This is a genomic window from Sphingobacterium puteale, from assembly GCF_003627955.1.
Taxonomy (GTDB): Bacteria; Bacteroidota; Bacteroidia; order Sphingobacteriales; family Sphingobacteriaceae; genus Sphingobacterium; species Sphingobacterium puteale.
Map to the genome: position 1 here is coordinate 1 of NZ_RBWS01000008.1, position 22,766 is coordinate 22,766.

Sequence of the window (22,766 nt, forward strand, 5' to 3'; positions counted from 1 at the left end):
ATGGTATTGCCGTAACAGGTGGGAGAGTAGGTCGGTGCCTTTTTTTACACGGAAGCCCTTGCTGGAAACAGTCAAGGGCTTCTTTCGTTTGGGTGCTTCCCAAGGACCTTTATTTATCCTCCGGTCCTTTTCCTCCCTTTGCCGGTACTATGCCCCCGCTCCATGTTCGCTATCAAGAAGCGGCGGGCCGAGCAAACTCCGGGAAACGGGTATGCAACTAGGGGCCCGCAAAGCAGTCCCGGCCACGTTATAGTATACTACTGTGGAGCAAAAGAGACTATGTATTGAATTATGTTTATAAGCACCCGGCCTGGAAAGTGGTAAGCATGTAGGTAGGCTGATCGAACGATACAATGAGAATTCATCTGGGGTGGGAGCTTCTGCCTAAATGTTGACTCCGTAGTGATTGATAAGAACGCTGTCTCTGTATGTAGTATGATAGATACTGCTGGAAAGATATTTGTGCCCACTTGATGCTAAAGAAAATATGACGAACAAAAAAGGTTTAGAAGATATCGGCATTGCCGGTGGATCCTCACATCAGAAAATGGGCATAATACGGCAGAGTGGGGTGAAATAGGTATCGGGAAGCAAACGATCCGCAGTGTGAAATACGAGGGTAGGAATTTTTACAGATGTTAGAATGTGGTCATGGAATATAGTGTAAGGGCGCAGTATTCACTGTCGCCCTTTGATAGCTGGTTAAGCCAATACGGCTTGATTTTTCTAAAATAGTTGATGCTTCTGGAAATGTAAAGGATCATTGCACTACTAATAGGATCTATGACATTGTTGCTAAAATTTGAACAAGGGTCGACAGATTAAAAGGCTTGACCATCACCCCATCGAAATGATGCGTCTGTCCCTCAGGTACCTGTGTGATCACCTGTGACGTGTCTGATGTCAATGCAATGACTTTACTTTTTAATCCCTGAGTGGTATTGTTTCCTTTAACTGTATTCAGTATGTCCCAACCACTCGGACCTTTCATTCTAAGATCGGTGATCACAATGTCACTTGCATGTTTTTGCAGATAGTCTATCGCATGTTGGGGATCCTGAAAAACCTGTACATTTTTGAAATTTTTCAAGGCTTGTTTAACAAATAAATTATTGATCGCATTATCATCAATAATCACAAAACGTAAGTTTTCTGATAGATTGTCCTGTAGGGAAATTTGATTCGTGCTTTTCTTTTCATCGGTAATAGGAACGATCAACGTAAATGTTGATCCTTTTCCTAGCTTACTTTGTACGCTTAAGGTCCCCTTGAGCTGCTCAGTCATAAGCTTGGAAATATGTAATCCCAATCCAAAACTGTTTTTGGACTTCAGGTCGGACATATAATATTGTTCAAATATATGTTCCTGATCTTTAGCAGGGATGCCTTTTCCAGTATCAATAACTTGGATATGAAGGGTTTTCTCTGCTTCGGAACTGATAAAAGCTTTTATCTCTATTTGCCCTTTATCGGTATACTTAATTGCATTACTCAGGAGATTGGATACAATTTGGCGCAATCGATATGCCCCGCTCTTGATTAAAATATCCCGGTCAATGTTAATATGACTGATGAGCTGAAGACCTTTTTTATCGGCTTGGGCTTGCTGCATTTTTATCAGATTGGCAAGGAGGTTGGTCGGTGAAAAGTATTCTTCCTTAATTTCCAGCATGCCTGCTTCTAATTTGCCAAGATTGAGGATATCCTCAACCGTATCGTTGATAACTTGGATGTCCTGTGTAATGGAATCCAATAGTGCTGGATTAATACGATTATTAGATGTATTGTTTTTTAATAAGTCAATAACGCTGATCAATGAATTGACCGGCGTCCTTACATCATGGCTCACATTGGCAAGTATACCTGTTTTTTCCTTGGCTGTGCGTAGTGCATAATCTCTCGCAGCGGTGATTTTACGCTCATAAATGATGGTATTGTAATGATAGGACAGAATTAGGGTTACCATAATAATCATGAGTATAATTGATGCAATAACCTGCTTCCCGAAGATGGCGGAATTTTTCTTGTACAAGGTGAAATCCTGTATTTCGGCGGCCCGTAAAGACTCATCTTCATGTGTCTTTATTTTGAGCAAAGCAGTGCTGATGGTACTAAAAAGTGCATAATTCGATTGCAGCAGCTGTCTTTCCTTAACTTGAAGTTCGGTGAAAGACCGACGAATTTTGCTGAAATCTTGTTTATAAAAGGATTCATTCTGCTCAATCAAGTTTTGGATCTGGCCGTGGATAGCTTTGATCTGATTAACATTAAATTGCTGTTCGAGTTTGTCAGCAACTAATGTGTCATTTTTTGCTTTGAAAATCCGGGTGAAGAGTTTTTCTTTTTTTCTGACAATTGTATCTTTTTTTCTGACATTTAAGGCAGTATCTCGTAGTATTTTACTGACCACAGAATCCGCATCTATCCGGTTGCTTATCGGACGCAACGTACGACTGGTTTTAGTCAAAAGAGGCAGGGAATCTTTTGCCAGGAAAATCATGTTATCAACAGATTTCTTTATACGCGCGAATTCGTCGGAGAGATGGATGTTCTGCTCCAAGGGTGTATTGGTCGAAAAAGAAATCCCCTTTTTGGAAGAGAGGGTCGAGAGAGAGTCAATATAAAAACGGAGGCTATCGAGTTTTTTCGTATAGTTTGCTAAATTTTCAGCACTGAAATCCACGGTATAGGAGCGAAACGCATTACCGGCGTCATTGTAAGACGCAAAAAGCTCATAAAATAAGCTGGTTAACTGATTTTTAGAACTGTAAGCTTTATTTAGACGGGCCTCTGTTTTTTGATATTCAATATATTGATAGGTGAATATCGAGCCGATATACACCAAAGAAAGAATCAGGAAAGCAATTAAAATTGTCCTGAAAATAAATATTTTTCTATTATTTTTCACGTCGTTATTCTTTCAACCAATAAATTAATTATAGCCTCTTTATTTTGTATGGAACTCAAATTTAAGACTTAAAAATGAAAGCCGCTGTGTAGTACTGTCAATTAATCGCTACATTTTGAAAAACTTACACAATCGTTTAATTGAAGAGAGTGCACCCATAGTACAATTTTTATTTTCTATTTACAGGTGAAAACGTAAGAACAAATTGTCATCTGATGAAAAAGATCATTATTTCAGCAATGTGTCGTTGATTACTGGCAGGCAAGCCGTGCGCAATCTCATTAGAGCACGGATAAGGGGTGCTGGTGGTGTAGATTCGAAAGGAAATTTTACGTTTAATCTGTCGTCGAGTGTTCCTTTCAACAAGATTGAGAAAAAATAATACATTCTATTGCTCCATTGGATGAAGCAGCTGCCTTGGTAGCTGCTTTTTTATTGCTATTTAGGCGAATGCTTTGGTCTTATGAAAATAGGCATGTTGTTTAAATGAAATTGAGCTTAGGGGCGCTGTTTTATAAAAAAGTTGATGATTTATTTTAATAAGCATTCTGTAAAATATCAAAAACGGATTAATTTTCAGAATCTTTTGTTCAATTTCATTTTTATTTTCAGAATCTTTTGTTTAATTTCCTATAATAATCCATGATCTTTTGTGATTTTTTTACAAAAGACATGATACCAATAAACCGTTAGTAATTGTTTGTAAACTATTATCTAAACCTTCATCTTAATTATGAAAAAGAATTATCTTTTTTGCCGAAAAGTCAGACCATTAAGTCTCCTAGGGCTTGGTCTTTTGTGCTCGTCCCCCAATTTATTTGCGAGCAACCTGAAATCGAACTATTTTCATGTCGATCAACAACAAATTTCAGGGAATGTAAAAAATGAGAAAGGTGATCCACTTGCAGGTGCTACCATTACCGTAAAGGGCAGTACGGTACAAGCTTCGACGGATGTTAACGGTAACTTTTCTATTCGCGCCAAACAAGGCGATTTTTTGGTGATCAACTATCAAGGCTACACACGACAGGAAGTCGCGGTAGGTAGTGGCGCTGTCGCCGTAACGATGCTGAGCAACTCGGAGTCATTGGAAGAAGTGGTTATCGTAGGCTATGGTAAGCAAAAAAAAGGGAATTTAACCGGGGCTGTGGCTGCTGTAAATTCTGAACAACTGAAAAACATTTCCCCGTCCAATCTGTCCAATACATTGGCGGGAAGGGCTGCTGGCGTGAATGTGACCAATACTTCAGGAATGGCTGGAGCTTCCTCTTCGCTGCGTATCCGTGGAGCCGCTGTCGAACCTTTGTATGTTATTGATGGTGTGGTGCGTGATAAAGCGGCCTTTGATGCCTTGGAAGCCAATGAAGTAGATCAGATGAGTTTCTTGAAAGATGCCGGAACTGCCGCTGTCTATGGTACCAGAGCGGGTAATGGCGTTGTACTGGTGACAACAAAAAAGGGAACAGCCCAAGCGCCGGTGTTCAATGTGCAGAGTAATTATTCCTTTAGCTCACCCACGCAGACCTTATTAGCTAACCTGACTACCGCTACAGATGAATTGACTTACCAGAATCGGGTTTCCCAATTCCGCTGGGAACAGGGAAGCAAGAGTACGCCTTGGGTAGCGCCGAATGGACAGCGCGAATTTGACTACTTTAAAGACAAAAATTACAATGCCAATGATGTCATCTGGCGAAACCCTTTTAGTCACCGACAATCTATCGCGGTCAATGGTGGGGGCGACAAGATTACTTACTATGCATTGCTGAGTTATAGAAAGGAAAATGGTTCTTACAAATCACTGGATCATGAAAAATTCAATCTACGTAGCAATATTTCGGCGAAAATCAGTGATGCATTTAGCATGGATTTTAATATATCGGCCAACCAGACAAACTCAAACAGGTTCTTCTGGCCATTTAGTACTTCATCCAACGATGATGATTTCGATGTTTCGGATTTTTATCGGGTTACTTTCAACTGGCCTAAAATGTATCCCTTTTATCTGACGGCAGACGGGACACCGAGCAATACCCCAACAGCTTATCCGGTGCAGACACCAATGGGAAGCTGGCAGGCTTGGAATGTAATTGACCAGGTGATCGGCGACCGGTATATCGATCGTAAGGTGCGTCAGGTAAATCCGATAATGACACTGAATTTGAAATTGGATAAGCTGTTGGAAGGACTTTCAACTAAATTGGTGGGAAGTTACGTGGCAGAAGATTATATGCGCAAGCGATATATGAGTTTCCAAAAGAATTATACATTCACCTCATTGAATCCGGATGGAAACCGTTTTATACCGGCACCGCCCTCAGAAGATAGGACCAATGTATTTACTTTCAGCCAGGCCCAGCCATTTATGGACTACAATCCACAGCGAAAATGGCAATACCAGGTGGACTGGTTTTTGAACTATAACCGCAAGTTTGGTAAACACACTGTGGATGGTCTAGTGGTTTATGAGCAGTTTAAATCGGGTAATACAAACATAACATCACGGGCAGAAAATCCAATTATTCCTTTAGATCAAATGTATATTTATCCGACCGACAGGAGCATGCGATCGACAGATGCTTTTGAATTAATGGATGCGCGACGCGGAGTAATCGGTCGGGCGAACTATAACTATGCGGATAAGTATATTGCAGAATTTTCCTTTCGTTACGACGGTTCGCCTTTATTCCCAAATGATAAGCGTTGGGGATTTTTTCCATCGATGTCTCTTGGCTGGCGCATCTCGGATGAAAATTTCTTTTCATCCATCAAGAATACGGTCAGTGATTTAAAACTACGGGCATCGTACGGAAGCTCGGGCAACTTTGTGGATGTCGACGGCAATTCGATATTACCTTATTCGTATATGGAAAAATATAGTTCGATCATCACTTCACGGACGGGAACCCGAACCCCGGTACCTGGATATATTTTTGGGGATAGCTATTACACTGGGGTAACCTATCTGGATAATCCGACAACAAATCTGACCTGGACAAAATCAAAGAGCTATAACGTAGGGATCGACTTTGGTTTTGTTCAGAATAAGCTAACGGGTAGTTTGGATGGATTTATCCGGAAGGAAACCGATATCCTCGGAACGAGGGGGATAAAGGTGCCGGATAATTATGGACGTGCGCTGGCACCGGAAAATTATGCCGCCCGAAGCTTTCGGGGAGGGGAGATTTCATTCAACTGGAACGACCGGATCGGGGAGGTTTCTTATGGTCTGAATGCGAATATGGGCTATGCGAAAGACCGCTGGGATATTTTTGATGAAGAACCCTCTTATGCAGTAGGTGGAAGAGAAAATTTCCGTTCCAAAGTGGGACGGCCTGAAAATCGTATTGTTGGTTTAGAAGCTTCGGGGCTGGTCCGCACACAAGCCGAGGCCGATGCGCTGAAAGCGAAAGGTTTTAAGACCTATGGCCGTGACCCTTATCCGGGGATGATTCTTTATAAAGATATCCGTGGACAGAATTATGCCGACCAGCCTGATGGCATTATTGATGACAATGATATGCAGTTGCTTTCGGAGAATAACACGCCTCGCATCAACTATGGATTCGGGTTTAATGCCAGCTGGAAAGGTTTCTATATTTCGGCCTTATTTCAGGGGGTTTTGGCCTATGATCGTGTAATCAGTAATCAGGAAGGGGCCGGGATGCGCCAACATGGGGATACCTTTAGACCTTATTATCCGATCTGGACTTCAGATGTCTGGACACCTGAAAACACGGATGCCAAATACCCGCGTCCTGTAGGTTATAACTGGCAGGAATCTGGAGCCGCTTCTTCATCATTCTGGATTCGCAACGGAGCTTATATGCGGTTGCGGGATTTAAATATTTCATATACGCTGCCACAGGCCATGATGGAAAAAATCAAAATGAAGAGTGTAAACGTATTCTTAAATGGTACCAATCTATTTGTTTTCTCACCAATGAAGGAATTTCATGATCCGGAACAGAAAATGTACGATTCTTATCCGGTGATGAAAACGTTCACCTTGGGCCTAGATGTTAAATTTTAATTGATTTTTAAAGATGAAAAAGATATTTTATCCCTTAGTTGCTCTGTTGTTGACAACGGCTTCTTGTAAAAATGTGCTGGATATTGAGGATCTTAATTCGGTGAACGAAGATAAGGTGTGGAATGACCCTAATCTCGTCAATGCCTATCTGGCTAATTTATATACCTTATTTGGGAACTGGAACAGCGCTGCTGATAATAACTCACAACAGCTGGCCGGAATCAACTTTCCCTTGAATGCCGTTACCGTTAATAATACCGCCTATAAGGCATGGGATTATACAACCATGCGCAAGATCAATACCGCCATCCAGAAGGTATCAGAAAGTACCGGATTAAATGAAACTACCAAGAAGTCCATCTTAGGTCAGGCACTTTTCATGCGTGCTTACATGTATTTCAATATGGTCAAGTATCATGGCGGGGTGCCCTACATCACCAAACCACAGGATCTGGAAAACGATGAACTGAGAGTTCCGCGCAACAGCACCAAGGAATGTTTTGATTTAATTGTAAAAGATCTCGATGAAGCGATGACCTATCTGCCCATGACAATTGGAAAGGGCGCTGCGGATTATGGACGTATTGACGGTAATTTCGCACTGGCTTTTAAAGCGAAAATATTGTTGTACAAGGCTTCACCACAATTTAATCCTTCAAACCCTTATGGCAATGCCTATTGGGCGGAAGCCAACACTGTGAATAAAAAAGCTTATGAGCAGTTGAAGGCACAAGGCTATAGTTTGACCGCTGACTATTACAATATTGCCTTAGTGGAAAAAGGTCCTGAGGTGATCTTTGCCGTGATCAACTCCTATCCCAACAAGGTCGCTAACTGGGATAATGGGGTGCGGCCGGGGTCTGAAAGCCGTGGAACTGCCAGTGCTGTCCCCACATGGGATTTTGTGAAAGAATTCCCGATGAAAGATGGCAAACTCTACACCGATCCAACGGGTAAATACCATAAAACAGATGAACAATTCTTACAGTCATATTGGGAGAATCGCGATCCTCGTTTTGACAAATCTATCGTCTGGAACGGAAAAATCTACGAAGTTTCGGGTAAAACCGGTAAAAGACAATACACTTCATTGGGTATTGCGGATGCCCTGGACAATTTTGGTGAAAATCCGAAAGCCGGAACAACTTCTTCGAACAGGGATCGTTATACGGGATTCTTTATTCTAAAAAACTCAAAACTCTCTTTACGGCAAACACAGGTAGAAACCCAGTATGATGTGGATTTCGTACTGATGCGCTATGCAGAGGTGCTATTGAATTATGCTGAAACAGCGAATGAAACCGGTGATCTCGCCACAGCAATGTCGCTTTTAAAGCAGATCCGAATGCGTGCGGGCATCGAACCAGGAACAGACAATAATTATGGTATTACAGCGGGTAATAGAGCAGACATGCGGGAAGCTATACTCGCCGAACGCAATATCGAATTCTGTTTTGAAGGCCATCGCTTTTGGGACTTACGCAGATTGCGCAAGCTTGCTGTCTTGAATAATAAAACCAAACAGGGCGTGGAAGCAATCGCTATAAATTCAAACGGAACGGATATGGATCTAAAGGCAGCAGCAGATCTGGCCAAAACGTATCAATTGAAGGAAAATCAATTTAAGTATACGATACTACAGGTGCCTAGTACCGGAAATAAAATCAATCTGGTGCCCGATACGTACTATTTCTTTCCGATTGCACAATCGGTGATAGACAAGAATCCGAATATCAAACAAAATAAGGATTGGGGCGGAGAATTTAATCCAACGCTGGAGTAGAAGCTCATTCCAAGAAGATCGCGTCTGCATAGATCTGCATAGTGCTGTTTAGGCAATCAACGGTCTGATATAGACATAGTAATTTTCGTTTCTAAAAAAGACCGATATTGCATTGCTCCCAAAAAGTGTCTAACTTTTTGGGAGCATTTTTTATGTCATTTTATAGCGATAGAAATGTTGTCAATGGTATTCAATACGGGCTTTGAAAGTTTGTGAACAACGCGTATTACGAGACACTATTGCTGTCATTCTTTTGGGGCTTACATCATTTTTTATTGAACCGATGATGGATGATTATTCAGTTAAATTAAAAAACTTTGTTTTGTTTAAATTTCAGTTTGATTTGAATCTTTTTTAAAAATTTCACAATTCTCCCATTAGGTAATGGAAATTAATGTATATGTATAGCATAATTCAGTTGTTATTTGGAATTATGTGGGGTTGGTGTTTCTTTTTATTTATTTTGTATACTTCTTGAGAAAAAATATTTCATTTTTTTTTGCTGTGACGAACTTTTATTGTTTTAATTCCAATGCAATCGTTTGTGTCGATTACGCAATCGATTTCGTTTGGGTGGGCACACGCTATCTTACCTAATTATTCCTAGTATTGTTATGTACTATCAATTATTGCCGCCTAAGAGCAGCGAACATTTTTTATTGCCGACACGAAATTTATAAGCCGTTTTGTGCCAATTTTTAATTTAAGCCTAAGACAAAAATCGAATGAGAAGACTATTTTGTTTTTTATTTCTTTTCCCGGTTTTCCAGAAATCCCAAGCACATACTTGGCTCAACTGGAATGCTCAAAAAGACACCTCCGAGATCAGTGAGGTTGATCAACAGCTTTTACGGGGAAGACTTAAGACATTGCTCAAAAAACAAGGTGTGAGGGATAGCCTCAACACGAGCAACATTGAAACACTACCTTTAGTAAGCATCACCCAAATGCTAAAAGGACAGATTGCGGGATTGTATGTTCAAGAAGCAACAGGCGAACCTGGAGCTCCTAAAAACATGATTCTTAGAGGACTTGGGAGTCCGGTCTTTGAAACCAAAGATGCTGTCAATGTTCAACCGACAGTCTATATCAACGGTATACCAATTGCCCGGGATAACAATTTCACTTATTCGATTCAGCAATATCAATTTAATAGAATAGGTCCAGCAACAGATAATTTTGCCGGATTAGATCTATCTGTTGTTGAGTCAATTGAAGTAATTAAGGATCCAATCGTGCTCGCAAAGTTGGGACCACTTGCAGCAAATGGTGCAATTTGGATCTTGACCAAGCCGGGAAAAGAAGGAAAAAGAGAAATTAGTTTTGATGCTTACGTAGGGTTAGCTACAAAACCTGCAGTGACACCTGTAAACGCACAATATGAAAACTTATTCCGTTCTACTTTTTACAATAAATATGGCACGGCTAGCGACCGTTTGAATTATCCCGGTTATCTCAGTGATTCGACTAATATAAATTATTATGGTCCAGCCAATTGGAATGAAGAGTACTACAAAGTGACACCGATTTACGGTGGGAATTTGGGGATTCGAGGCGGTGGCGACCGGGCGAATTTTGCATTTATGGGCGGCTATATGAAAAATGCGAGTTCAGCAGACAAAACCAATATAGAACGGTATAATGCATTGTTCAATGTAAATATGGCACCATTTAAGTGGTTTAACTTTGGAACGACTGTTAACGCCAGTAGAAGTCTTCGTGATCGGAATAGAAGTTTAAGAGATCGCTTTGGAGAAGCCGCCTATGTACCGGATCTGTCTATTCCCATCTCGCCAAATAAAGAGATGTATGGTCAATATCTGGATATTTATAAGAGAGCGTTGGACAATAACTCGGTCAATATGCTTAACCTTTTGGTTAACCTCGACCTTTACCTGTTGCCGAACCTTAAGTTTAATACAAATCTTGGTATTGATTATTCTGAGGGATCCAGACAGGCATTTTTCCCCGGGTCCCTGATGGAGACAAATAACTACATGTCAGGATATTTTGGATTTAATGAGCGGTTGACTTTTAATAATAGCTTAAATTACAATTTTACACTGCAGCAACAACATAAATTTAATTTTATCCTTGGGTCAAACTATACCCAAGACCTGTACAGATATCATTATGCGCGTGCGTATGATGGTCCAAATGATTTTATTAAAGTCAATGTCGTTGATGGGGATCCAAATTCTGGCGATTATCTGAAACCGATTGGTGGTTTGTATGTCAATCGATGGACAAATCGGGAAGATTTTAGACTTCATTCCTTCTTCTTGTCGGGCATGTACAGCTGGAAAGACAAATTGGATGTCAATGCAGTGCTCCGTTATGATGGTTCTTCGACGATGCAACCTGATTCGCGTTGGTTAATGACCCCTGCATTTTCAGCAAAATATCATTTGATCAATCCTGAGGAACATGCAGTGATGGATAACCTCAATATCAAAGCATCATGGGCACGGATCGGAAAGCCCATTTTTACAAGTAAATATGCCGTCGGTCCCAATTATACAGCTGATTTAAACTGGGGTTCTGAGAAGTCACTTGTTTCATACAATGGTTTTGCCGTTGCCTCACGCCCTTATTCGGAAGGTTGGGTTGGTTATGATATTAAATGGCCATATACCGATCATACCGAAATAATGCTTGATGGTTCTATGCTTGACAAACGGCTGAATTTTGCCATTGCAGCTTACCAAAAGAAGGATGTCAATCAACTGGCCAATATGCCTATACCAGCTGAGTATGGTTATTCTGGACAAATTGTTAATGGAATGACCGTACAAAATAGAGGTATCGATCTGGATTTGAATATTAACGTACTTTCTAACCCTGAAGGATTGCAATGGAACACCGCCTTAAACCTAAATTGGAATCAAAATAAGCTTACAGCTTTGCCCAATGACAAACAGGAGCTTAAGATTAACAATCGTCTATTACGTGTGGGAGAAGCAGTGGATAAATTCTGGCTCTACGAAAATGAAGGGATTTATAACACCGAAACAGATATTCCGGTGAGAAACGGTCAAAAATTACAATTTGATGGTGTTGACTTTGCTGCTGGAGACCCGATTTGGAAAGATCAGAATGGTGACTTTAAAATTGATGATAAAGATCGTGTGTTAAAGGGTAACGCGATGCCTAAACTAGTCGGTGGATTCAACAACCAATTCAAGTTTAAAGGCTTTGATCTGAACATGCAATGGTACTTTGCTGTTGGCCAAAAAGCGCTTAACCAGCGTGCATCTACGAAATACGATTTCATAAATACCGAGAATACAAATTCTTTGGATGGTATCCGGGAAGTTTTTCATTGGCAGCAGGACGTCGATATTACGAAATATCCAACGTATAATCCTTGGAGTCCAATAGTCTCTTATCGCGTGGATCAAGATCTCTTTTTAGAGAATGCTTCTTTCCTAAAATTGCGTGCTCTGAGCGTAGGCTATGATTTAGCGCAATTGAATTCAATCAAGGATAAAATGAAGACGATACGTCGCGCGTATGTTTATTTATCCGGTACAAATCTATTGACTATAAGTAAATTCTCAGGAACTGATCCCGAATTAATTGATTTCAATGGGTATTATACAGGATATGGTCTGCCAATGTCGCCAATTGTGACGATGGGAATCAAATTGGATTTATAACGCAAATTATTGAATGATGTTTAAGATAAAGAAATATAATCAATGGGGACGATACCTATTATTTATGATGGGTATTAGTGTGCTAAGCACATCCTGTAATAAAAAACTTGATATTGTTGCTGTCAACGTTGGTTCAGAAGGAAAGGAATGGGCCTCGATTTCAGATACCCGCGCGCACCTTATGGGCATGTACGGTTTGATGCGAGCGGCAATGGTGGATAATTATGGGCACTGGGTCTATGGCGAGATGCGTTATGGTGATTTCAATTCCTATTCTCGTGCTGATCTTCGTGTTGTACAGGAAAATAAGTTGAAAGCAGCCTATCCGTTAATTAAAGGATTGACAGATTGGCGTCGTTTTTATGCAGTAATTAATGCTGCGTCATTATTTATCGAGCGCGCACCGGAGGTATTATCCAAAGATAGCCGCTATACAGAGCGCGATTTGAAATATGATATTGCTCAAGCACGTACGATTCGGGCATTGATGTACTTTTATATGGTGCGTATCTGGGGCGAAGTTCCTTTACTGAAGGATTCTTATGACAATGGCAGTTTCGTTGAGGTGGCTAAAGCGTCTGAGGCTACAGTATTAGCTTTTGCAGAATCTGAGTTGTTAAATGCGGCACAAGATTTACCTTATGTATATGCATTAGGTACACAAAGTTACTATGGTGAAAGTTATGGGACCTGGGTAGGTGTTTTGGTCAATAAAATCACTGCTTATTCCTTGCTGGCGCATATTGCAGCATGGCAAGGTAAATATATTAATGCAGATGTGTATTCCAAATTTGTCGTTGATAATTACTCAAAAACAAATTTGTCACTTATGGGTGTGCCGAATTTGGTCAATCCGACAACCGGCCTTTTCGGACCAAGTACACAGGCACAGATTCTTGCCGTTCGCGCCTCGTATGAACTAGGAGAAGCAACAAATACGGGGCATATCGAATCATTAACCCTGGGGTATCCGATAGTGACCAAAGCTAAACCGGACATTTACGTGAACCGTGATACCATTAACAAAATTTTTGACGATGTCAATGATACCCGTTTTGGGATAGATTCTGTCTCAGGACTGGTACGGACCAACTACTTCACAAATTATAATGGTGATATTCCAATTTTCAGTAAGATCAAGGTGATCCGTAATGGTTCTGGAGATTCGGATTTCTCCATATTCGGATCCAACCTAGTATTTACCCGCTTGGAAGATATCTTTTTGCTCCAAGCCGAAGCGAAAGCTGTGTTGGGACAGAAAGATGAATCCATTAAGTACCTGAATATGATTAAGGCGCAGCGCGGTTTAAAACCTTATATCAATACCTCTCCAAAGGATCTTTTGGAGGAAATCTTCTTGGAAAGACGACGGGAATTGATGGGCGAAGGCTGGCGCTGGTATGATCAGATCCGTTTGGCGAAAATTAAAAAGAACAATCCGCGATTAAATGCGCTGATTGAAAATGGAGGTATTTATTGGCCAATCTCTTCAGATGTATTGGAACGTAATTCGAAACTGGAACAAAACTCTTACTGGAAATAAGCTAACAAATAACCATGAAGAAAAAAATAAGCTATGTTGGTATTTCCGTCTTGTTACTCTTAATGGGACTTGCATCGTGCAAAAAAGGGAATACCTATTATGAAGATTATCAGATAAAATATACCGAGTACAATGGTACTACGCTAGAGTTTCTGGAAGAACAGGGATCCGTTTATGATTCCTTACTATTAGTATTGGAACGCGTACCAGACCTTCGGGCAAGGTTGAAAAATCCGAAAGACACGATTACTTTCTTTGCGATGACCAACAATAGCTTCACCAATGCCATTGACGCAATGAATGCCATTCGTACGGCAGGCAACAGACCACATTTATTCCTGGAAGATATTCCACAACCGTTGATTGATACGTTGACTTACCATTATGCTTTCAATGGTATTCACGATACGGAGAGCCTGAAAGATTTTGTGGAGGGTAAAGAAATACGGAGTATTGATGATTACCGGATGACCATGAAATATAAAGTGAGCTCTGCTTCAGGAATTATTGAAGGGGGACAGCAGCAAATTGTATTGAGCGATATGAATAACTCAATTTTTCAGCGCTATTGGCAGGAAAGTAACACTTCCGTCGTCAATATCCGAACGACAAATGGACGGTTACATATTCTGTCGCCCAGCCACAATTTTGGCTTTTCTAAACTGGCTAAATTCTTAAATAGATAACATGAACACAAAATCATATAACACGATCAAACAAGTTGTTCTATTCGGATTTGCATTGTTCGCTTTAACATCTTGTAAAAAATATATCCCTACGGATCAAGATTCATTGGGCGAGGATGTCGTTTATAATACAACGGAATTTCAACCCGTTTTGGGGAGAAATACCTTTTATGACAATATCGTCAATATCGGACAAAATACTTCGCAGCCTTTAACCTTTAAAATAGTGAACGCTCGGGATATTGACGGGCAACCGACAACGCTATTCGATGATAAATTTCCTGTCAAGATTTGGAAAGAGGCTTATACCGGTTTTGAGAAATCAATAGCGGAAATCGAAGCGAAAAGAAAAATTGAATACCGTCCGATCCTTGAAATCTTGGAGAAATCTGGAAATATCAATTTTTGGGGAGAATCGGGAAATTCCGGATTTATTAAAGCTCAACCTGATTCTGGGTATGTTTTTGATGTCGAATTAACCAATACAGGGGGAAGACGCTATTTACGGAATTTTAAACTGAAGCCTTTACGTGAACGTCCTTATGAGCCCAGTATAATTGATCCAATAACCGGTCTATCTCCAATACCATACACGTTTATAACAAAGATGTCAAGCAATATGCGTGGTGACAGAACGGATCGGGCAATGTTTAATTCAGATATCAGGGTATATTTCAACAAATTGGAGAATAATGTAGCAGGGACGAAAACCCTTACGATCAGTTTCTTGGATTCATTGAACAACCCCATAGATCCCAAGAAATTCTCGGCAACGAAGTGGGAGGGGTTGGTACATGGTTTTAATCATCGCTTTGAAAACAACAAAGTTGTGTATGATGTGGCTTACCCAATTCCTTTGTCAGCAATAGCAACACCTTACACAAATATCACTGGGGAGAACGCCTACATTGAATTCAAATTTCGACGCAAAGGTGATTTTGGTTTCTTGGAGGACAATTACTTTGGATTGGAGTTTTCCATTTTTGAGGAGGGTAATTGGGAAATTCAATTTCGTTTTCCTTATGAGTTACCAAAATTTGACTGATCAAGTGCCGATTAATTTAGCTTAACAATTATGAAACAATTATGTATACTAATATTCCTTTTTGCCAATGTGTTGACCAATAGCGTACTGGCGCAGACTGGTATGGTGAAGGGGACGGTAAAAGGGGCCAACAATAGACCGCTGGCAGGAGTTTCCATCAAGTTGGAAAATCCAAAGCGGGATCTTGGAAAAACAGGTGACGACGGTCGTTTTGTTATATCTATGCCTACCAATGGGGTTATGGTGTTTTCTTATCAAGGTTACGGAACAGTGAAACAGCCCGTTACGGCAGGAAAAACGGAGTACAATATTTTGATGGAAAGCAAAGAGCAGGAGCTGGAAGAAACGGTCGTAGTAGGTTATCAGCAGCGAAAAAGGGAAACTTTAACCGGGTCGGTTGTGACGATATCCGGTAAGGAAATCCAAGATATCCCTTCTGGAAATTTTGTCGATTTACTGCAGGGTAAGGTCGCCGGTATGAATATTCAGAATAATACGGGGAGTCCCGGGATGCGCGGAACGATTGCTGTACGTGGTATTTCTAATTTTAATGTATCTGGTAGTGGTGATAATACCTTTTTGACACCAACTTCACCTTTGTTTGTTATTGATGGCGTGCCTATTGACGACAATTCGGGGTACGAATATGGTTTTGAAACAGCAGGTCCGGGCGTTTCGCCTATCTCCATGATCCCACCAGAGGATATTGAAGATATTACGGTATTAAAAGATGCCCAGGCGACAGCTTTATATGGATCGCGAGGAGCCTATGGTGTTATTCTGGTAAGAACCAAACGGGGTAATTCAAAAATTCCACTGGTACAATACCAAGGACAGTTTTTTATGAGTGCTGTACCACAGTTACGTAAAGTAATTGGCGGAAGAGACGAACGGATGGTTCGTGTTGAACAGATCCTGATGAACGATACAACTTTGGCGGCGGCAATCAGACGGATCAACGATTCGCCCATGTTGGCAGATAGTTTAAACCCGTATTATAACAACTCCACAGATTGGCAATCCTATTTCTATCGAAATACCTATAATCAGACGCACAATGTCAATATCTCGGGCGGAGAGCGTGTGTTCAATTATAAAGTGAATATGAATTACTATGATGAGAACGGGATTATTGCAAATACGGGTTTTAAAAGATATACGGTGCAATCCAATATGCAATATGAACCGAATGACCGTTTCAGGATGATGGCCAACGTGAATGCGAATTTGGCTCAAAATCAAATGGGAAGCGGTAATGCGGCAATGCAGACCGGGGTAGGGAAATCGGTTAATACCACCTCCCTTTATCCTGCACCATCACTATTTTCGGGTAGCATGGGGGCCTTGTCTGCACTGAATGTCGATGATCAGAATAAGACAGGAAATTACGTAGCCCAGGTGGAGTTACAATATGAACCGATTATAGGGTTACGGGCAACTTCTACGTTTAATTATAATTATACTACCTCTACCAAAGATAGATATACACCAGAACTCTTGCTTGGGAATAGTTCTGAAATCTATGGATACTATGACAACAAGAGCAAGGTTTATAACCGGAATTTGCTTTCCTGGGTTAAAGCGATCAAGGAGAAGCATGTCATCAATCTGTATGGTTTTACGGAAATGGAGATTTCACAGTCTTCCTCGACTTTAAATAAAATTAGAGGAACAGCAAATGATCAATTTCAAGCGGGCATCAGTTACAATACGCGGCAAACGTTGGGCGGTTTGTTGAATAACTTGACCAATTATCGTTCGATCGCCTATGCAGGTAATGCATCGTATAATTATGATTCCAAGTATATCGTAGATTTGACTTACCGTGTCGATGGTACTTCAGTTACTGGTGGAGCTTCGCCTTGGACGTCTAATCCTTCCGTTGGTTTTCGCTGGAATTTTAAGAAAGAAAAGTTCATGGAAAGATTTTCCTGGTGGGATACCGGATTTTTTCGTGGTTCGGTCGGACGCACTATCCAACCTACCGGAACTTTATCTGATTTGTACGGCTGGTATAAAGTTGATGCTGGACGGTACAATAATAGACCGACAACTTCTTTGGATTTAAAGAATGCGCCGAATACCGAGCTCGTACCTCAGACCACAACACAATGGTCGCTGGGTATGGAATTAGGGTTCTTCAACAGTGCATTATACCTGACTTACGAAACTTACTATAAACAATCAGATAAGATATTGCGTTCAAAGGCAATTGCGAATCACAATGCCTTCGAAAATGTACTGACCAATGAAGCCGCTATGGTAAATATGGGGCATGAAGTTTCCATTAATTTTAGACCGAGATTAAGAAATGGCGATTGGGATTTAAGTGGTACTGCAACTTTTGCCTTAAACCGTGATTACACAACAGCCTTGCCGGATGGCGTAAGACAATTGATTCAGCCAGATAATACATCTGGTTACAATTTACCACAGTTTTTCAGATTGGGAAGAAACCCGCTAACTTTTGTATTGTATGACTATAAGGGGGTGTACAAAACGGATGATGAGGTCCCAGTCAATCCGTTGACGGGTCAGCGTTATCGTGCTGGTGGGGAGTTTTCCGCAGGGAAGTTTTTTCGCGCCGGTGATCCTATTTTCACGGATATCAACGGTGATTATATCCTGGATGAAAATGATTTAGTGTTTGTGGGCAACTCGCAACCTGCGATGACCGGAGGACTTTCCGTCTTTACACGCTATAAAAATTGGTCCTTACGAACACAGTTTTCTTATACCCTGGATCGGGATATCTTAAATACCGCGTTGACCGATCGTTTCCGCAATTATGATACCCCAACGGGAGTTATAGAAGGGAAACCAGACTATGTACCCGGGGCTTACGTGCCATTGGATGCCTATAATGTATGGCGCCAACTCGGCGACAATGCGGATTACCCGAATGTATCGGATTTTACGCGTTTGACTCTTTACAACCCTTATCGGTATAACTCGACCATGTTTTTGGAAGATGGATCTTATGTCAAAATCAATTCGGCAACGTTGGGTTATAATTTTGATAGAAAATGGATTCAGCGCTACGGTTTAACCTCGGCAAGAATTAATTTCACGGCAAATAACATCTATACCTTTAGCCGCTATGCTGGCCCCGATCCCGAATTGGTCACATCAGTTGGTCGCGATGGATCAAATGGTTATCCAAGTAAGAGAACGTACTCGTTAGGCGTGAGTGTACAATTTTAATTTGATCAAATCATGAAAAGAACATTTATATATACATTTTTGCTAGGTGCAAGTTTAAGTTTGCTGTCCTGTGGTAAAGACTTTTTGAATATTACACAGATCGATAAATTGACAGGTAACAACTATTGGACAAGCAAAGGCGATGTGGAGCAATATATGGGCGGGATCTATTCCACATTCAGAGAGGCAACCATGACCAATATCTTTTTTCCTGCGTCAGGCGATCTGCGTTGTGCGCCTACTAATCGAACAAGTGCAACTTCAGGGGCCGGACGGGACTATATCTCACTGTTAAGACAGAATAATTTAAACAGTATTTTGACCAGAAGTGATGAAAATCAGGATGATAATTTTTCCTATTTCAGATTTCCCCGCATCACGCAATGGAATAATTTCTATAAAATGGTGCAAAATGCCAATATCATCTGTTATCAGATCGATAATAAGGATATGCCTTTTTTGTCTGAAGAACAGAAAAAGGCGTATAAAGCAGAGGCGATTTTCCTAAGATCGTTAGCTTACTTCTTTATGGTGCGCTTATACGGTGATGTCCCTTATTATACGGATGTCAATACAGATCCATTGCCACGTACCAATATGGTTACAGTTTTAAGAAATGTTTCTGCAGAATTGGATGCTTCTTACAAAGACTTACCATGGACATATGACGATCCATCGATTGTAGCAGTAAAGGCTATGCGGGGCAGTGCCTTGGCGCTCAATATGCATGTCAATATGTGGATAGCAGGTTTTGCTAATGAGGATAAGGCTCCTTATTATGAAAAAGTCGCTTCGATGGGACGGGAACTGATGGAAGAGAATGGCGGTGCATATACTTTATTGAGTCTAACTCGTACAAAGGATATTTTTAAAGGTCGTACCAAAGAAGGTTTATTTGAAATTGTTCAGAATTTCAATTATGGCGAAAGTTTTCATCTTTCTGCTTCCTATTCAGATTATGTTTTACATGCGCCAAATAAAGTGACAACGAAATCATATATCTATTATGATCCAAAATTTATGGAGAAAATGTACCCACCTGCGGAACAAGATCTGCGTAAAACATATTGGTTTGACGATGATATTTATGCTACAAATGGCGATTTTCAATGCCTAAAATTTGCCAATGTATTTATGGAGGAAGGCGAAGACAACAACCCGGATGATAATCAGATGATTTTCCGTTATTCGGATCCGATACTCCTTCGCGCTGAGGCATTGGCGGAATTAAATCGGGATGAAGAGGCCCGGGCCGTGGTCAATGTGATTCGCAAACGCGCTGAGGCAGCTGATATTATGGAATCTGGAGATGATCTTAAAGATGCGATCTGGTGGGAACGTGTTCGCGAATTGCTCGGTGAAGGAAACTTCTATTATGATCTGGTGCGTACGAAAAAGGTTATTAATTCGGAGTATACCCCAGCTCCAATGTCGGTAGGTGCTTTTAATGGCGGCGGCTGGACATGGCCGATCGATAAATCTGCTTTGGTAAATAATCCATATATGCGCTTAAACAATTATTGGAACTAAAAGGAACGAACGATGAAGAATTTTTTAAAAATAGGGACATTTATTTTATTCATAGGACTCGTGTTAAACGCTTGTAAAAAAGAGGATTATTTGGATACAGGGGTTCACGACCCAAAATACAAGGGGACGATATGGCAATATCTAGAGAGTAGGCCTGATCTTTTTGATACCCTGACTGTTGCGCTTAAAATAGCCAAATTGGATGTGGTGTTGCAAAATGAGGAAGTTACTTTCTTCGCTCCTCCGGATCCATCCATTATGAAATCGGTGTGGTTACTTAACGAGGCCCTTTTTCGTTCCGGACAGGATTCCGTCACCTCTTTTGATCAAATTAAGCCTGAGATCTGGCGTAAATACCTATCGCGGTATATTCTCAAAGGAAAATATGTAGCAAAAGATTTTGGGCAATTGGATACATTGAAATTGGATTCTTATCCGGGCGGGGTTTATAAAACATTTGACAATACGGAAATGAATATTGGTGTATTTTATAATGATGTCCGTGCAAATGATAATCAACTTATTAAATATGCGGGTTACAGACAATTGTATTTCAATTATCCGTTCAGTATCCCGGGCTTAGAGGACTATCTGATCCCTTTTATTACAGCTCCTGTTGCCACTTCAGATATTCAGCCAACGAATGGGGTGTTGCATGTGTTGCAATTTTCAAAACATGCACTTGGTTTTCGTAGTGAGTTATTTGCTGAAGATGTAATGGTACAGGGTATTTTACCTAAAAACTGATTTGACTGACAGATTATGAAAAGAATAAAATTAGACAAAATTTGGTATGCGATGCTAGTTCTTGCGCTTGGCTTCTCTTCTTGCTCAAAAGACATTGCATTAGGTACAGATCCTTATGCTGGCGGAAAAGAGTCATTAGGCGTCGGGTTTTACACGAGTTATGCCAACCCAGAAATAGCAAAACCCGGAGAGTTAGTGGATTTTTATGTGAAAGGAATTAAGCCTTATCTCGGGAAAATCAATTTTTCAGTCAATGATACAAAGGTTGAAGTTATTACCGCAAAAGATTCACTGGTCACGATAAAAGTCCCAGCAGAAATATCATCCGGGAACGCAAAAATTGAAGTAGATGGACAGGTATTTTATGGGCCTAGACTGGATATTGAAGGGAATGCGTCCTTGGATGAGAATTATGGTATGGTGAATGGTTTCCGTTTTGCAGTAAGTGATATTCTGCCCAATGCAGGTGGCTATATCGTGACCGGATCGTTTATCAATTTCGAAAATGAGGCTGTCGATAAAAAAGTGTTTCGGAATGGTATCCATTTTATTGACGCAAATGGTAAGTCAGCGACTACGATGACTTTTGGAGAAGGGGCCTCAGGTGGTGGTGGCATAAATTCCGTTACGAAAATGACGGACGGTAAATTTGTCATTGGTGGACCATTCGGAACTTTTGACAAACGCCGTGTTAATAATATCGCCAAACTAAACACAGACGGAAAACTGGATACGATGATTGTGGATGTTGTTAATACAACAGACAATCCAAGAAACTCACGTGATACGGTTTCAGCATTTAATGGTGGTATTCTTGGAAACGCACCTTTAAAAGTTTTTGCGGTGTCGGACAATATGGTTGTTGCGGTAGGGAACTTTAAGGATTATTATAAAATTGATTATACCTATTCGTCGAGGGATAATAGACGGTATTTATTGACTGAGGCAAAGAATGTGATCAGGATGAAGGCAGATGGATCTTTGGATTCTACCTTCGCATTTAAAAACCAAGGTGCCAACGGCAATATTATGGACGCTGCCTTAATTGATAATGACCGTGTGGTTATTGTCGGTGCATTTACTTCCTATAATGGTAAAGCGGTTCCGGGAATCGCCTGTATTAAGAAAGACGGCACGTTAGATCCTTCTTTTAATCTAGCCGGCACAATAGATCGGATTTTGAAGATCACTTACAATGAGCAGTTAAAGAAAATTGCTATTGCGGGAGTTTTTAAGGGCCTAGGAGCTAATGGTAAAGTTAATGGAGCCGCGATCTTAAATACAGATGGTACGGTAGATGATCAGTTTGTCTTTCAGGATGCAGGCAATGGCATTCCCACCTTTGCACAGGTATTGAACAATGGCCGGGTAATCATTGATGGCACGATGGAAAGTTACAACAACGTGCGCCGGACCAATATGTTGATTCTCGAAAAAGATGGTTCGCTGTTACAGAAGTACAACAGTCAGGCCCCTTTTTCTGGAGCTATCCGGAAAGTGGTGGAGACAAAATCATCCTTGGGTTTACCAGCATTACTAATAGGAGGGAGCATCAGCCAATATGGAAAAAAAACCGTTGGCAATTTCTTCCGATTGGAAGTCAAAGAATAACCTCAAAAAGAACCAGA

At 40.7% G+C, this 22,766-nt stretch carries 12 protein-coding genes; 11 read left to right on the forward strand and 1 reads right to left on the reverse strand.

All coding sequences use genetic code 11. The features are described 5' to 3' along the window. Positions 1-253 (forward strand): hypothetical protein (locus D7322_RS28760; RefSeq protein WP_220700060.1); only part of this gene is annotated, 253 nt, incomplete at its 5' end. Between the two features lie 528 nt (positions 254-781). Here the strand turns inward: D7322_RS28760 and D7322_RS10910 are convergent. Beyond that, on the reverse strand, positions 782-2,908 hold the full coding sequence (locus D7322_RS10910; RefSeq protein WP_121124138.1) for an ATP-binding response regulator: 2,127 nt from the start codon (positions 2,906-2,908) through the stop codon (positions 782-784). A gap of 733 nt (positions 2,909-3,641) precedes the next feature. On the opposite strand from D7322_RS10910, the gene D7322_RS10915 reads away from it, so the two are divergent. From D7322_RS10915 to D7322_RS10960, 10 genes are all read left to right on the forward strand, one after another. Next, positions 3,642-6,941: a SusC/RagA family TonB-linked outer membrane protein gene (locus D7322_RS10915; protein ID WP_121124140.1), complete on the forward strand. Its 3,300-nt coding sequence runs from the start codon at positions 3,642-3,644 to the stop codon at positions 6,939-6,941. A 13-nt stretch (positions 6,942-6,954) separates the two neighbouring features. Further along, positions 6,955-8,724, forward strand: coding sequence for a RagB/SusD family nutrient uptake outer membrane protein (locus D7322_RS10920; RefSeq protein WP_121124142.1), 1,770 nt, complete (start codon positions 6,955-6,957; stop codon positions 8,722-8,724). Between the two features lie 725 nt (positions 8,725-9,449). Further along, complete coding sequence (locus D7322_RS10925; protein ID WP_121124143.1) at positions 9,450-12,383, forward strand: SusC/RagA family TonB-linked outer membrane protein; 2,934 nt, start codon at positions 9,450-9,452, stop codon at positions 12,381-12,383. Positions 12,384-12,396: 13 nt separating this feature from the next. After that, entirely contained in the window at positions 12,397-13,926 is a 1,530-nt protein-coding gene (locus D7322_RS10930) for a RagB/SusD family nutrient uptake outer membrane protein (RefSeq protein WP_245971319.1), read from the forward strand. A 14-nt stretch (positions 13,927-13,940) separates the two neighbouring features. Then, positions 13,941-14,612 carry a hypothetical protein gene (locus tag D7322_RS10935; RefSeq protein ID WP_121124147.1) on the forward strand — a complete coding sequence of 224 codons (672 nt, stop codon included), beginning with the start codon at positions 13,941-13,943 and terminating at the stop codon, positions 14,610-14,612. A 1-nt stretch (position 14,613) separates the two neighbouring features. After that, positions 14,614-15,657 carry a DUF5007 domain-containing protein gene (locus D7322_RS10940; RefSeq protein WP_121124149.1) on the forward strand — a complete coding sequence of 348 codons (1,044 nt, stop codon included), beginning with the start codon at positions 14,614-14,616 and terminating at the stop codon, positions 15,655-15,657. Between the two features lie 30 nt (positions 15,658-15,687). Continuing rightward, on the forward strand, positions 15,688-18,861 hold the full coding sequence (locus tag D7322_RS10945; protein ID WP_121124151.1) for a SusC/RagA family TonB-linked outer membrane protein: 3,174 nt from the start codon (positions 15,688-15,690) through the stop codon (positions 18,859-18,861). 12 nt (positions 18,862-18,873) lie between these two features. Further along, positions 18,874-20,391, forward strand: coding sequence for a RagB/SusD family nutrient uptake outer membrane protein (locus tag D7322_RS10950; protein ID WP_121124153.1), 1,518 nt, complete (start codon positions 18,874-18,876; stop codon positions 20,389-20,391). Positions 20,392-20,403: 12 nt separating this feature from the next. Further along, complete coding sequence (locus tag D7322_RS10955) at positions 20,404-21,138, forward strand: hypothetical protein (protein ID WP_245971320.1); 735 nt, start codon at positions 20,404-20,406, stop codon at positions 21,136-21,138. Positions 21,139-21,153: 15 nt separating this feature from the next. Continuing rightward, positions 21,154-22,749, forward strand: a complete 1,596-nt coding sequence (locus tag D7322_RS10960) for a DUF5008 domain-containing protein (RefSeq protein WP_121124155.1) — start codon at positions 21,154-21,156, stop codon at positions 22,747-22,749. Positions 22,750-22,766 lie beyond the last annotated feature (17 nt).

What these genes read in the sequence shown, in the direction of transcription:
- D7322_RS10945 (WP_121124151.1), top strand. Translation starts at nt 15,688, where the DNA reads ATGAAACAATTATGTATACTAATATTCCTTTTTGCCAATGTGTTGACC.
- D7322_RS10950 (WP_121124153.1), top strand. Translation starts at nt 18,874, where the DNA reads ATGAAAAGAACATTTATATATACATTTTTGCTAGGTGCAAGTTTAAGT.
- D7322_RS10940 (WP_121124149.1), top strand. Translation starts at nt 14,614, where the DNA reads ATGAACACAAAATCATATAACACGATCAAACAAGTTGTTCTATTCGGA.
- D7322_RS10935 (WP_121124147.1), top strand. Translation starts at nt 13,941, where the DNA reads ATGAAGAAAAAAATAAGCTATGTTGGTATTTCCGTCTTGTTACTCTTA.
- D7322_RS10920 (WP_121124142.1), top strand. Translation starts at nt 6,955, where the DNA reads ATGAAAAAGATATTTTATCCCTTAGTTGCTCTGTTGTTGACAACGGCT.
- D7322_RS10930 (WP_245971319.1), top strand. Translation starts at nt 12,397, where the DNA reads ATGATGTTTAAGATAAAGAAATATAATCAATGGGGACGATACCTATTA.
- D7322_RS10925 (WP_121124143.1), top strand. Translation starts at nt 9,450, where the DNA reads ATGAGAAGACTATTTTGTTTTTTATTTCTTTTCCCGGTTTTCCAGAAA.
- D7322_RS10915 (WP_121124140.1), top strand. Translation starts at nt 3,642, where the DNA reads ATGAAAAAGAATTATCTTTTTTGCCGAAAAGTCAGACCATTAAGTCTC.
- D7322_RS10960 (WP_121124155.1), top strand. Translation starts at nt 21,154, where the DNA reads ATGAAAAGAATAAAATTAGACAAAATTTGGTATGCGATGCTAGTTCTT.
- D7322_RS10955 (WP_245971320.1), top strand. Translation starts at nt 20,404, where the DNA reads ATGAAGAATTTTTTAAAAATAGGGACATTTATTTTATTCATAGGACTC.